Annotated in this window: 13 protein-coding genes; 10 read left to right on the top strand and 3 right to left on the bottom strand. The window is 33.3% G+C overall.

What is annotated here, in order from left to right; all coding sequences use genetic code 11:
- Window positions 1–13: 13 nt before the first annotated feature.
- Genes BM203_RS03915 through BM203_RS03900 form a run of 4 tightly spaced genes read left to right on the top strand, consistent with a single transcriptional unit; the run spans window position 14 to window position 5,042 of the window.
- Complete coding sequence (locus BM203_RS03915) at window positions 14–364, top strand: YlbF family regulator (RefSeq protein WP_090092919.1); 351 nt, start codon at window positions 14–16, stop codon at window positions 362–364.
- 8 nt (window positions 365–372) lie between these two features.
- The gene (locus tag BM203_RS03910; RefSeq protein ID WP_090092917.1) at window positions 373–1,584 is read left to right on the top strand and encodes a metallophosphoesterase family protein; all 1,212 of its coding nucleotides are present in this window, start codon (window positions 373–375) and stop codon (window positions 1,582–1,584) included.
- Complete coding sequence (locus BM203_RS03905) at window positions 1,571–4,063, top strand: AAA family ATPase (RefSeq protein ID WP_090092916.1); 2,493 nt, start codon at window positions 1,571–1,573, stop codon at window positions 4,061–4,063. Before BM203_RS03910 ends, BM203_RS03905 begins: the two co-directional genes overlap by 14 nt.
- 1 nt (window position 4,064) lies before the next feature.
- Window positions 4,065–5,042, top strand: a complete 978-nt coding sequence (locus BM203_RS03900) for a 3'-5' exoribonuclease YhaM family protein (RefSeq protein ID WP_090092914.1) — start codon at window positions 4,065–4,067, stop codon at window positions 5,040–5,042.
- Window positions 5,043–5,217: 175 nt separating this feature from the next.
- Here BM203_RS03900 and BM203_RS03895 read toward each other — a convergent pair whose 3' ends face one another.
- From BM203_RS03895 to BM203_RS03885, 3 genes are all read right to left on the bottom strand, one after another.
- Window positions 5,218–6,120 (bottom strand): peptidylprolyl isomerase PrsA, encoded by a 903-nt coding sequence (locus BM203_RS03895; RefSeq protein ID WP_090092913.1) that lies wholly within the window; start codon window positions 6,118–6,120, stop codon window positions 5,218–5,220.
- A 119-nt stretch (window positions 6,121–6,239) separates the two neighbouring features.
- On the bottom strand, window positions 6,240–6,575 hold the full coding sequence (locus BM203_RS03890) for a hypothetical protein (RefSeq protein ID WP_090092911.1): 336 nt from the start codon (window positions 6,573–6,575) through the stop codon (window positions 6,240–6,242).
- 9 nt (window positions 6,576–6,584) lie between these two features.
- Window positions 6,585–7,016, bottom strand: a complete 432-nt coding sequence (locus tag BM203_RS03885) for an HIT family protein (RefSeq protein WP_090092909.1) — start codon at window positions 7,014–7,016, stop codon at window positions 6,585–6,587.
- A gap of 90 nt (window positions 7,017–7,106) precedes the next feature.
- Here BM203_RS03885 and BM203_RS03880 point away from each other — a divergent pair, with 90 nt between their 5' ends.
- The 6 genes from BM203_RS03880 (at window position 7,107) to murC (ending at window position 12,178) form a co-directional block, all read left to right on the top strand.
- The gene (locus BM203_RS03880; RefSeq protein ID WP_090092908.1) at window positions 7,107–7,856 is read left to right on the top strand and encodes an ABC transporter ATP-binding protein; all 750 of its coding nucleotides are present in this window, start codon (window positions 7,107–7,109) and stop codon (window positions 7,854–7,856) included.
- Window positions 7,840–9,039 carry an ABC transporter permease gene (locus tag BM203_RS03875; protein WP_090092906.1) on the top strand — a complete coding sequence of 400 codons (1,200 nt, stop codon included), beginning with the start codon at window positions 7,840–7,842 and terminating at the stop codon, window positions 9,037–9,039. The genes BM203_RS03880 and BM203_RS03875 overlap by 17 nt, the downstream gene beginning before the upstream one ends.
- Window positions 9,040–9,042: 3 nt before the next feature.
- Window positions 9,043–9,702, top strand: coding sequence for a tRNA (guanosine(46)-N7)-methyltransferase TrmB (gene trmB / locus BM203_RS03870; RefSeq protein WP_090092904.1), 660 nt, complete (start codon window positions 9,043–9,045; stop codon window positions 9,700–9,702).
- A gap of 33 nt (window positions 9,703–9,735) precedes the next feature.
- Window positions 9,736–10,056 (top strand): thioredoxin family protein, encoded by a 321-nt coding sequence (locus tag BM203_RS03865; protein WP_090092903.1) that lies wholly within the window; start codon window positions 9,736–9,738, stop codon window positions 10,054–10,056.
- 19 nt (window positions 10,057–10,075) lie between these two features.
- Window positions 10,076–10,723: a YtpR family tRNA-binding protein gene (gene ytpR, locus BM203_RS03860; protein WP_090092901.1), complete on the top strand. Its 648-nt coding sequence runs from the start codon at window positions 10,076–10,078 to the stop codon at window positions 10,721–10,723.
- Window positions 10,724–10,867: 144 nt separating this feature from the next.
- A complete protein-coding gene (murC, locus tag BM203_RS03855; RefSeq protein WP_090092900.1) occupies window positions 10,868–12,178 on the top strand; it encodes a UDP-N-acetylmuramate--L-alanine ligase in 1,311 nt (436 codons plus the stop codon).
- The last annotated feature ends 174 nt before the right edge of the window (window positions 12,179–12,352 follow it).

The raw sequence follows: 12,352 nt of genomic DNA, 5'->3' as shown, positions 1-12,352 counted from the left end.
TAGGAGGATTACTATGATAAATATTTATGATTCAGCTAATCAATTGGCTAGTGATTTACAACAAATCGATGAATTTAAAGCTTTAGAAAAGGCAATTGCTGAAGTCAAGAGTGATGAGGAAAGCTTATCCTTATTTAAGCAAATGGATAAGTTGCAAAGTGAAATTATTAGCACTCAATCTCAAGGCAAAGAGCTATCACCAGAATTACAAGAAAATTATCAAAAATTGAATGAACAAGTGCAAAAAAACTCACAAATTTTAAAATTGTTACAAGTTGAACAAGGTCTATATAAAACAGTGGATGATGTTCAAAAAGTAATTACTAAGCCGATTAATGATCTTTACGAAGGTCTTAGAAATTAGTAGTAATGATGAAATTTATTCATTTAGCAGATGCGCATTTAGATAGTCCATTTTTAGGACTATCTTTTTTACCATCTAACAGTTTTACCCAAATTCACCAAGCTCCTAATGAGTCGCTAACCCAAATTGTTAATGTAGCAATAAAAGAAAAAGTGGACCTTGTACTAATTGCTGGTGATACATTTGATAGTCCCCGCCCTAATCCAAGTAGCCAATTATTTTTTGCAAGTGAAGTTGAACGCTTAACTAAAGCAAAGATTCAAGTTGTAATGATTTTTGGTAATCATGACCATATGCAAAAAACCGACTTGCTAGTTCCTGATAGTCCTTATTTTAAGTTACTCGGTAATAGCGAAAAAATTGAAACTATCAATCGACAAACTGACAGCGGCTTTAAATACAGCGTTACGGGCTTTTCGTATCTTAATAACCATATTACAATTGATAAAGTGGCAGCCTTTCCGGCAAAGAATGCCAATTATAACTTTGGCATTATGCACGCACAAGAAAAATCAGGAAAAAGTAATCAAAATGTATATGCACCTTTTAATTTAACTGAATTAAAGGAGCTAAATTATGACTATTTTGCTTTAGGTCATATTCATTTACGGCAAATATTATCTGAGAAGCCATTGATTGCTTATTCAGGTAATATTCAAGGGCGCCATATTAATGAAAAAGGCGCAAAGGGATGTTATTTTGGCGAAATAGACGAACGCACAAAAGAAACAAAAATTAGCTTCTTGCAGACTAGTCCAATTATTTGGCAACAAGTCGATATTAAGTTAAATGCCCCAATTAGCCCAACTGATTTACAAAAGAAAATTTTAACAGTAACTAAAGCTAAGGCAACTACGTATTATAGCTTACAGATTAATGGAGCAGAATTTTTAAATGAAAAAGAACGTGATTTAATTCAAGATAGCCAGTTTTGGCAAATGATTTCTAGTAAATTAGATTATAATTCACAATTAGTTGATATCCGTTTCTCTTCCAATAGCCAGCTTGAAGTTGCAAGTAATGATTTAACCTACTTTAATCAGGCTAAAAAAGATGTTTTTGACAAAAATAACTTTTTAGCCTTTTGTAAAGACTGGGTTCAAAAGGATGAGTTTGCTAGTCAGCTCATTGAGGATGAAAATTTTTTACAGGAGGTTGTACAACTGACTGAAGTTGAATTGAATAATAAGCTGAAAGGAATTAGCGATGAAATTAGTTAAACTTAAAATTGTCAATTTTGGCCAATTTTCAAATTTTACAGTTGAATTACCAAATTCCCATCTCAATGCTTTTTATGGTGTCAACGAAGCAGGCAAAAGTACAATTGTTGCTTTTATTAAGCAAATTTTGTTTGGGTTTCATTTAGCCAAACATGCGAGTGACTTTTTTGAAGATTATAAGCCACTTGCACACGTAAGTCCGATGGGTGGCGCGCTCTTTTTTAAAGACGATCAACAAAATGATTATGAACTAGAACGCTTATATGTGAGTGGTAGGGGTTCAAAAATAGGTACGTTAATAGTCAAACGTAATAATCAAGTAGTACCAGAAAATATTTTTTTTGATCAAATAAAAAATATTGACGGTGATTTTTATGCTGATAGTTTTATTTTTAATCAAGATATGCTGGGTAAAATAGATAAAATTCAACAGTCCGATTTGTTAGAGCACATTTACTATTTAGGAGCAGCTAATAGTGACAAATTAATTGATTTGCGGAATGATTTTGCTAAAAAGGCAAGTAACTTATTTAAAAAGGCAGGAACTGTTCCACCACTTAATCGTCTACTCAAAGAGTTACAAGAAAAAAGAATCAACGTAAACAAAGCTGAAAATGAATTTATTATTTATCAAAATTTAGCTAAAGAATATACGAACTTACAAGAGCAACAAAATGCTTACGAGGAAGACCTCTTTGATTTGCAAAAAGAGTATAGTCAATTAGAACGCTTAGAAAATCTTATTCCTAGTTATAGAGAATTGCTGGAATTGAAGGATCAAGTTAAGCCCGTCAATTTTGATGAAAAAAAGTATCATGTAGCGCAAACTTTAGCTTTAAAAATTCAAAATTTACAAGAAAATAAAGAAAATTTACAGCAAAGAATAGATCAACTGGGAAAGGTAGCCGATATTGCGCCTGAATCTAAGCGTATACTACAAGAAAGGCCAGAATTATTACAATGGCAGTCTGAATATAAGAATTGCAAGCAAGAAGAGTATCGTTTACAAGAAGATCAACAAGAGTTATTAGCTATCAGTCCAGAATTGAATAAAATTGCTAATTTTAACCAAGCTGAAGTTATAAATTTACAAAGGGACTATCAAAAATTACCAAGTATTGATCAAGTAAGTGAAAAAGGGGAAGCGCAAAACCATAATTTTTTATTCTTAGGTATTTTTTTAATAATTTTAGGTTTAATTTTATTTGTTACTAACTCAAAAATATTTGGTGGGTTAATATTAATTACGGCAATTTTGCCGATTGGATGGCAGCAAAAGCAGCAACGAGAACAAAGGGTAGCAAAAGTCAATGAAGCACACAATGTAAATGCCATCAAACAGCAACATGAGGTTTTCTATCAAAAATATGGTTTAAGTAGTACTCAGCTAGATTTAACAGGATTACTGAGTGCTTGGCGGCAATTGCAATTACAAAAACAAAAAAAAGCAACTATTATACAGCAAGAGGCAGAATTATTAGGTAAAATGCAACATCTGGCGGATCAAATAAGTAAAAAATTAGGTGTACCAGTTGAATACAATTTTTCTGCTGTTAGCGAGGCATTGAATCAATTAGAAGAAAAGATAGCAAAAATTAATCATTACTCAGAAGTAAAAGCTGACTTGCAGTCTAATTTAATCGAAAATAATGAGTTACTGGCTAAAACTAACGCACTGCTACAAACTGAATTGACACAGGCGCAAGTTGAAAATATGACTGAATATGCTAACCAGCAAGTAAAAAATGAGCAACAAACTGCACTTAAAATAAAAATCGACCTTTTAAATAATAATCTTAATTCAGATATAGCAAAGTTAAAGGAATTGACGCAAAATGCACAAGCTTTTACGGACCAACTAACGACTTTAGCGCAAAAAATAGCTAAAGAGCAAAAGCAAATTAGTGCTAGCCAAAATAAGATTGCTGAAATTAAAGTAAAAATGGCTACTCTAGCTAGCTCAACAGCAGTTTTTTCGGCGCAACAAGAACTAGCCAACACACAAGCACAGTTTAAAAACTTATCAGCAGAATACTTATCAAATTTAAGTGCTGCTAAGTGGATTAGTCAGGCACTTAACCTTGCCTCTAATGAACGTTTTCCTAAAATGCTGATTACGGCTCAAGAATATTTGCAGCTATTAACTAATAATCGGTATAATGATATTCAAATTGAAAAAAAATTAGCAGTCAATCGCTATGATGGCAAAAAAATCAAAGTGCAGTATTTGTCACGCGGAACTTCAGAACAGCTTTATTTTGCTCTTAAGTTAGCATTTATTGAGCAAATCAAGGACCAAATTAATATGCCAATTTTAATTGATGATTCATTTGTAAATTTTGATGAGCAACGAACTGAGCAAATTACGCAGTTATTAAATAAAGTTGCACAAAGTAATCAAGTTTTGATTTTTACGGCGCAAGCTAATTTGGCTACTAAATTGCAACGACAACCATTAACTTTTACGAGAGGAAACTAAAATGTACAAGCGTTTGCTGGATTATAATGATGGCGAAGAATTAGAATTAGTTTTATTGATAAAAAGTTCCCAGTTATTACATACTAAAAAAGGCAAATTGTATTTGGCCTTAACTTTTTGTGATGCTTCAGGTGAGATTCGTGGCAACTACTGGGATGCTGGCAGTCAGGATGCAGCTAGTTATAGTGAAGGAACTATTGTTGAAGTAGATGGTAAACGGGAAGAGTACCAAAATCAGCCGCAACTAAAAATATATAGTTTGCGAGTAGTTGGTCCTGAAGAGGGTTATGATTTAGATCAGTTTATTAAGGCTGCGCCTGAAACAATTTCTGTAATGAAGGCAGAAATTTATAATTATGCTTCGGAGATTATAAATTCAACATGGAGTAAAATTGTTCAATATCTATTAAAAAAATGGAATCAGCCGTTCTTTGATTATCCAGCTGGAAAAAGTAACCATCATGCTGTACGTAGTGGATTAGCATATCATACAGTCTCGATGTTGCGTGATGCTAAAGCGCTTACTGCTAATTATCCTCAAGTTAATCGTTCACTTCTTTATGCGGGGTGTATTTTGCATGACATGGGTAAAGTTTTAGAATTAACAGGTCCTGCTGCAACGCAATATACTACAGAGGGTAATCTTATTGGTCATCTCGTTTTAATCGATGAGCAGATAATGTTAGCCGCGCGTGAGCTTAAAATTAGTCCGGAATTGGAAGACTTGTTATTATTGCGCCACATGGTATTATCTCATCATGGGAAATATGAATATGGCTCACCTAAATTACCCGCATTATTGGAAGCAGAGCTGCTCCATCGAATTGACGATTTAGATGCATCGATATATGCAATAACTAATGCCTTACAGCAAACTAAGCCAGGGAATTTTACTGCAAATATTATGAGTCAAGGAGGGAGAAAATTTTATCGCCCTAAGGAAGATCAAGCGTTGACAGAATCCCGGAAGCTGGAATAACTATAATTGATAAAATAAAAATACTGCTAGTGGTTGAATTTATGTTAAACCATTAACAGTATTTTTTATTTGGTTACGGATAAATGATCCCTTTATTGTTAGCTAACAATAAAGGCTTAATAAAGGCTTATTGAAATTAATATTGCAATAAGCCTCAATTAAGTAGTTCAGCTAACTACTTTTTATTGATGTCACCGGCACTTACGTATGAAGATAAAACATTCTTCAAATCGTTATCTTTAATTTGAATATCAGCTTTCTTCAAAACTGTCGCAATTACACTACGCATTGTTTCTTGATCTTGCGCCATTGAATGATAAATCTCTTCATCAATAGCTTTTTTATGAGAAGCAAACGTCCCTTTAGATGGATGGTTAATCATTTTAATCACGTGATAACCTGATTGTGATTTTACTGGTTCTTTAGTTGTCTGACCGGTTTTTAATTTAAATGCCGCATTTTTAAAAGCAGGATCTAAACTTGAATCGGTTGAGTCAAAGGCAGGTAATTTTCCTGCTTTTGACTTAGTGCCAGTATCAAGTGAATATTTTTTAACGAGGCTACTAAAACTTTTACCATCATTTAATTCACTAATAATATTTTCCGCTTGTGATTTTTTAGCCACCAAAATATGTTGTACAGTTACTTTGGGCTGGTATGATTTCCAAGCCTTATCTTCTTGACTCTTAGAAATTTTCTTAATATCTTTTAAAGCTTCCTCGGTAAGTAGGTTAGTTTTTAAATTTTGCTTAAAACTTGAAACAGTCATCCCATTTTGCTGCAAGACAGCACTAAACTGCGCACCATATTGTTTTTTGTAATTATCAAATTGCTTATCAACTTGTTTCTTTGAAACTTTACTGCCATATTGTTCATCCAAAACGTGATTGATAATCATATTTGCTAAAGCAGTTTGGCCGGCTTGTGACTTTTTCATTTCATCGTAATACTCCTGTTGAGTAATTTTCCCGCCTTTATATGAAGCAACAGCCTTTCCACCATTAGAACAAGCAGTAGTTGACAATGCAATTCCGGCTACAGCAGCAACTGTAGCAAATGTTTTAAAATATTTTTTCATAAAATAAACTCTCCACATCCTTAATAAATTAAGTCATCAGCAACTAATATAACATAAACTAGAAATTTACGTTTTTAATTTGCTAATTTTCATCAAAAAATTCAAACTTTCTTTACCATTTATTCTTTATTATTACTAAAATTTCTGCTTAACTTCTGCTGGCTTGTAGCTAGATTTTTAAGGATACGATCAACTTTCATCTGGTAGTATTTAAAATCATTTTCTAATTCAACGCTAGTTTTTTTACCAGCTGGTAAAGCATCATTTAACTTTTGCTTAGCTTCTTGTAAGTTGTTAAGGTTTTTTTTGAGATTATTAATATCATTTTGAGTAGCTTGAGATTGATCTTGCAATGGTTGACCTAGGCGTTGACCATTTTTAAAACGGATTAATGATAAAATTGTCCCCGTTGCGGAACCGATTACTAGTCCTACACTAAAATTAAAGTGTTTCATAATTTCTCCTTAAAAATTGCTTTTAATTTGAGTGGCAATCTTTTGATAGTCAGCTTTAGTATACTTTTTTTCGTTATTTCGTGTAGCTGTGGTCAAGCCATCACCTTCAAAACGAGGAATAAAATGAATGTGTGAGTGCATAATCACTTGTCCAGCACTAGTTCCATTATTAGTAGTGATATTCATTCCGGTTATCTTAGAATCAAATTGCTTAATCGCATTAGCAATAGTAGGAATGTATTGTAAATATTTTTGGGCCTCATTAGGAGTATAGTCAAATAAGTTAACTATATGTTTTTTAGGTATCATTAGGCTATGCCCTGGATTTACTTGTGATAAATCTAAAAAAGCATAAATATCTTCATTTTCAAATATAGTGTAGCTTGGTACTTCACCACGAATGATTTTACAAAATAGGCAGTCTTGTTCTAATTCGTCCATCTTTAAACCTCTTAATTTCAAAATTTAGTTTCTTTTAATATCATGCTATCATATATATTGAGTAAATTCATTAAAAGAAAGATAGGGATTATGGTTCTAAAAATTGAACATTTAACTGGCGGCTATGCAGGCGTTCCAGTAATTAAAGATATAAATTTGACAATTAAGTCAGGTCAAGCATTAGGTATTATTGGGCTAAATGGTGCAGGAAAATCGACCACAATCAAGCACATTTTAGGGCTTTTGCGACCACAAAAGGGAAAAATCACTTTAAATGAAGTTTCGTTAAATAAACAACCAACTGCTTTTAAAAGACAGGTCGCCTATATTCCAGAAGTGCCTGTTTTATATCCAGAACTAACTTTGAAAGAGCATTTAGCGTTAATTATTCTTAGCTATCAGTTAAATGAAGAAAAAGCCTGGGTCAGAGCACAGCAACTGCTACAATTATTTAGGCTCGAAGATAAATTGGATTGGTTACCAGTTCACTTTTCAAAAGGAATGAAGCAGAAGGTTATGATTGTAGCAGCTTTTTTGGCTGATACCGATCTTTTAGTGATTGATGAACCCTTTACAGGGCTTGATCCGTTAGCCGTAACTAATTTGATTGATCTAATTAAAGAGGCGATTGCAACTGGAAAAATGGTGTTAATGTCTACCCATATTTTGGCTGATGCGGAACAGGTAATTTCTAATTATGCAGTTTTAAATAATGGTGAAATTGAAGTAATTGGTAGTATATCAGATATTCGGCTACATTATGGTTTAACCGCGACAGATTCATTTGATAAGATATATCGAATTCTTAATCAGGAGCAACGGCATGCAAGATTTAGCTAAAAATAGATTGCAGAAAAATTTACAGCAATCTCTTAAATATTTGACCCTGGTTTTTAACGATTTTTTTATTTTAGCCATAATTTTTTTGTTTGGCGCATTAATGTTTTGGTATGCTCAAAGCATGAAAAAAATGCCACCAAATTTGTATTTTTACAAACCTTTAGTTGGCCTTATCTTAAGTATGCCCTTACTTATAGGCAAATTAGTAACCTTGCTTCAAGCTGCAGATATCCAATTTCTGTTACCTCAGGATAAAAATATGCGCGCATATTTAAAAATAATGCGCAGTTATAGTTTATTGGTTCCTCTAATATGTTTAGTATTAATTGCTGGAATCTTATTTCCATTTGCCTTAATTAAAGCTAAAATTCCTATATTATCATATTGCTTAGCGGTTTTAGCAGTTTTCCTTGCCAAAATTGCCCAACTAAAAGTAATGGAATATAATTTGTTTTATAATAAAAAAATATCCCTTTTTTTGGTAAATACGTTGTTTTTTATCACTTTTGCAGTATTGATGATGTGGCCGAAGACGATGTTTCTTGTAGTTATTCTATTAGCGATAATTATTAGTGGAGCAACTTTTAAACCACAAAATACTGCCTTGTTTGATTGGCAATATGCAGTAGAGCTAGAGCAAAGGCGCAAAAATCAAGTATATGGCGTATTTAGCATGTTTACGGATGTTAAAGAGCGAAAAGTCAAAATTAGACGACGTAAATACTTAGACTTTTTACTTCCTAAATCACTCAGAAACGAAAACCCTAATAAATTTCTTTATCGGCGGGCTTTACTACGCAATCCAGAAAATTTGAATTTATTAGTTAGAATGACTGCTTTTGCTGGCTTAATTTCTTTGCTTGTTCAAAATTGGCTATGGGCCTTGACCTTATGCTCATTAGTAGTTTTTTTAACGGTTTATCAATTATTGCCAATGGCAAACGAATTTGATAATAATATTATGTATCAGGTATATCCGATTGAGCATATTAAAAGAGGACAGGATCTTTTAAAAGTCTTGTCCTTAGCTTTATTTATGCAGTGGGTGATAATTAGCATTTTTTGGTTACTTATTCTACCAGTTAATTTGCAATTATTTGAAGCAAGTAGCCTTTTACTATTATTTAGCTGGCTAATTGCTCATTGGTATTTACCGTGGAAAGTTAAGCAAAGGAAGATATAATCAATGAGGTTACGTAATAAGCCGTGGGCCGTTAGTTTAGTTAAGCAACATCCAGAGAGTGTTTTAGATCGACCAGATCCACAAAATACAATAAATTGGGCTGATCGTTTTGCTGACGATACTAAGCCACTTGAAATTGAAATTGGTTCAGGGAAAGGGCAGTTCATTACGACCTTGGCTGAGCAACACCCTGAAAAAAATTTTGTGGCAGTTGAGTTACAAATTTCAGCGGCGGGAATGATTTTACGTTCGAAGCTAGCAAAAAATTTAAATAATTTGCAAATTTTATGTGCTGATGCAGCTAATATAGATTGTTATTTTGCACTTGACAGCGCTGATGTATTATATTTGAATTTTAGTGATCCTTGGCCAAAAAGTCGCCATGAAAAGCGGCGTCTGACCTATAAATCATTTTTACAGAAATATCAAAAAATAATCACCCCGCATGGTCATCTTGAATTTAAAACAGATAATGCTAGATTATTTGCGTATTCTGTACAAAGTATGAATAATTATGGTATGAATTTTGATTTTGTTTCAGTTGATTTGCATAATGAGGTTCACGAAATTATTGCAAACAATATTGAAACTGAATATGAGCATAAATTTGCGGCTAAGGGTAATCCAATTTATGCTCTACATGCTGATTTTGGGGTAAAATAATTAAGTACTTTAGGAAGACGTGAGGTTTTAAAGATGGAACAAATTAAAGCATTTGATAAAGATAAATTAACTGAAATAACAAAAAGTGGCCGAGTAATTCTGGAATTTTCTGCTGATTGGTGTCCTGATTGCCGTTTTTTGGATCAATTTTTACCAGCAATTGAAAAAGATTTTGCTGATAGCAAATTTTATCAGATTGACCGCGATGGAGCTGTTGACCTGGCTAAAGAAATGGATATTATGGGAATTCCATCTTTTGTTGTCTACCAAGATGGTCAAGAAATTGGTAGACTAGTTAATAAGGATCGTAAAACCAAAGAAGAAGTTGAAAATTTTTTGCGGTCATTGGACTAATGAAAGAGGATTTTGCTAAATGATTACTAGTATTAATAAGCGTAGTTATCCCAAGACTTTAATTGTGATTTTGGGTCAAGACCATGGTAAAAGTGAATATAACGAAAAAGGCGATGTTACCCAGATTGTTGATGAACAAGGCAATGTGATTGGTTATAACTTTTTTAATGTTGATCAATTAATTAATTATAATGGTTTATCTGATGGACAAGTTAAGCTTTCTGAAACTGATTTGGCGGCTTTAAATCAAAAATTAGCAGAAGTTGGTTTTACTGATCAGCTTGCCTATGGTAAACCGACTCTAGTCTATGGCTATGTGAAGACATGTGAAAAGCATCCCGATTCTGATCATTTACATGTTACAACTGTTAATGTAGGCGATAATGAAGAATATCAAATTGTTTGTGGAGCTCCTAATATTGCTCAAGGACAAAAGGTTGTGGTAGCTCTTCCCGGTACCTTAATGCCTAATGGGCAACAAATTTGGCCTGGGGCATTGCGGCATGTTGATTCATATGGAATGATATGCTCAGCACGCGAGTTAGGACTTGTTCATGCTCCCCAAAAACGAGGAATATTAGTTGTACCCGACGATTTTCCAGTAGGTGCAGCATTTGATCCTGCTGAATGTGATGAATTATTAGCCAGCGGAAAGATTGGTTTGTAATTAACAAATAGTATAAAAATAAGTCTAAAAGTTAGTTAACTTTTGAGGCTTTTTTAATGCTGAAATATTAGTCTGTGCTGCTTTTTTGATAAAAATAATGGTAGAATGATAACCAGTGTTAAATGAAATTTTGGAGCTTAAAATATGTTAGATAAGAATAAACAAATTTGGTTTATTGGAATTAAAGGTACAGGAATGGCTTCGTTGGCTTTATTGCTTAATGATTTAGGCTATAACGTTGCGGGAAGTGATATCGAAAAATACACTTTTACGCAAACTCCTTTAGCAGAAGCTGGTATCAAAGTCACTAAATTTGCGGCCAATAATATTAAAGATACTGGTCAAGTAATTGTTAAAGGGAATGCTTTTAAAGAGGACAATATTGAAGTAAGTACTTGTCAAGAGAAAAATCTATCTTGGCAAAGTTATCCTGATACAGTTGAAGAAATCATTAGATTACATACCAGTATTGGCGTCTCTGGTACTCACGGTAAAACATCGACTACTGGCTTGCTGGCTCAAGTTTTAAAAACGGCATCGCCTACCTCTTATTTGATTGGTGACGGTGAAGGAAAAGGTGTTAAAGACTCACGCTTTTTTGCTTATGAGGCTGATGAATATCGCCGGCATTTTTTAGCTTATCATCCTGATTATCAAATAATGACCAATATTGATTTTGATCATCCTGATTATTTTAAAGATCAAGCGGATTATACTGCTGCCTTTCAAACAGCAGCTGATCAAACGCAAAAGGGGTTATTTGTTTGGGGAGCAGATGAGCGTTTACAAAAATTACATACTAATGCCCATAAATATACATACGGTTTTAATAGAAATGATGATTTTCAGGCAGTAGATATTAGGCGGTCTACTGCTGGGTCCAGTTTTAGTGTTCTGCACCATGGAGAAAAAATTGGCAAATTTTCTATTCATTTGTATGGTGATCATAACATTCTAAATGCAACAGCAGTAATTGCTGTTGCAGATACAGAGAATATTCCATTAGCAGCGATTCAAAAAGGTTTATTAACATATAAGGGAGCAAAACGGCGTTTTTCTGAAAAAGATTTAGGTGGATTTAGTATAATTGATGACTATGCCCACCATCCAACGGAAATGCGGGCAACCATTCAAGCTACTCGGCAAAAGTTTCCTGATAAAAATTTAGTTGTTGTTTTTCAACCGCATACCTTCACAAGAACAAAGAAATACGCTAATGAATTTATTGATATTTTGTGTGGTGTTGATAAAGCATATATCACGCCAATTTATGCTTCAGCTAGAGAAAGTAGTGGAGCAATTTCCAGTGAGGACTTGGTGGCAAAGATTCCTAATGCTGAAGTGATTGATCTTGATAACATTGCTGATTTAACCAAAATTAAGGATTGTGTAATTGTCTTTATGGGAGCTGGCGATATTCAAAAGTATGAAGCTGCTTTTGAAAAATTGCTCTAACTTAGAAGTGTTTGATTAATTATAGTAAAGATTGATAAAATAGTTTAATTAAATGAGCAAATAATTATATTATTTGCTTTTTTTATTTTGAAGTTTTAGATTTTCAAATTGACTGCCTATTATTTTGGTTTGGTCATTTTTTTCTTGGAAAGGATTGCATTCTGCAAGAAGTAA

It is taken from the genome of Lactobacillus bombicola, assembly GCF_900112665.1.
In the GTDB taxonomy this organism is placed as follows: domain Bacteria; phylum Bacillota; class Bacilli; order Lactobacillales; family Lactobacillaceae; genus Lactobacillus; species Lactobacillus bombicola.
Note: the sequence above shows the minus strand (reverse complement) of the source record. Positions and strands in the feature narration are given on the sequence as shown.

Bases quoted from the DNA above. Each gene is read 5' to 3' on its own strand.
- BM203_RS03915 (WP_090092919.1), top strand. From the start codon at position 14: ATGATAAATATTTATGATTCAGCTAATCAATTGGCTAGTGATTTACAA.
- BM203_RS03910 (WP_090092917.1), top strand. From the start codon at position 373: ATGAAATTTATTCATTTAGCAGATGCGCATTTAGATAGTCCATTTTTA.
- BM203_RS03905 (WP_090092916.1), top strand. From the start codon at position 1,571: ATGAAATTAGTTAAACTTAAAATTGTCAATTTTGGCCAATTTTCAAAT.
- BM203_RS03900 (WP_090092914.1), top strand. From the start codon at position 4,065: ATGTACAAGCGTTTGCTGGATTATAATGATGGCGAAGAATTAGAATTA.
- BM203_RS03895 (WP_090092913.1), bottom strand. From the start codon at position 6,120: ATGAAAAAATATTTTAAAACATTTGCTACAGTTGCTGCTGTAGCCGGA.
- BM203_RS03890 (WP_090092911.1), bottom strand. From the start codon at position 6,575: ATGAAACACTTTAATTTTAGTGTAGGACTAGTAATCGGTTCCGCAACG.
- BM203_RS03885 (WP_090092909.1), bottom strand. From the start codon at position 7,016: ATGGACGAATTAGAACAAGACTGCCTATTTTGTAAAATCATTCGTGGT.
- BM203_RS03880 (WP_090092908.1), top strand. From the start codon at position 7,107: ATGGTTCTAAAAATTGAACATTTAACTGGCGGCTATGCAGGCGTTCCA.
- BM203_RS03875 (WP_090092906.1), top strand. From the start codon at position 7,840: ATGCAAGATTTAGCTAAAAATAGATTGCAGAAAAATTTACAGCAATCT.
- trmB (WP_090092904.1), top strand. From the start codon at position 9,043: ATGAGGTTACGTAATAAGCCGTGGGCCGTTAGTTTAGTTAAGCAACAT.
- BM203_RS03865 (WP_090092903.1), top strand. From the start codon at position 9,736: ATGGAACAAATTAAAGCATTTGATAAAGATAAATTAACTGAAATAACA.
- ytpR (WP_090092901.1), top strand. From the start codon at position 10,076: ATGATTACTAGTATTAATAAGCGTAGTTATCCCAAGACTTTAATTGTG.
- murC (WP_090092900.1), top strand. From the start codon at position 10,868: ATGTTAGATAAGAATAAACAAATTTGGTTTATTGGAATTAAAGGTACA.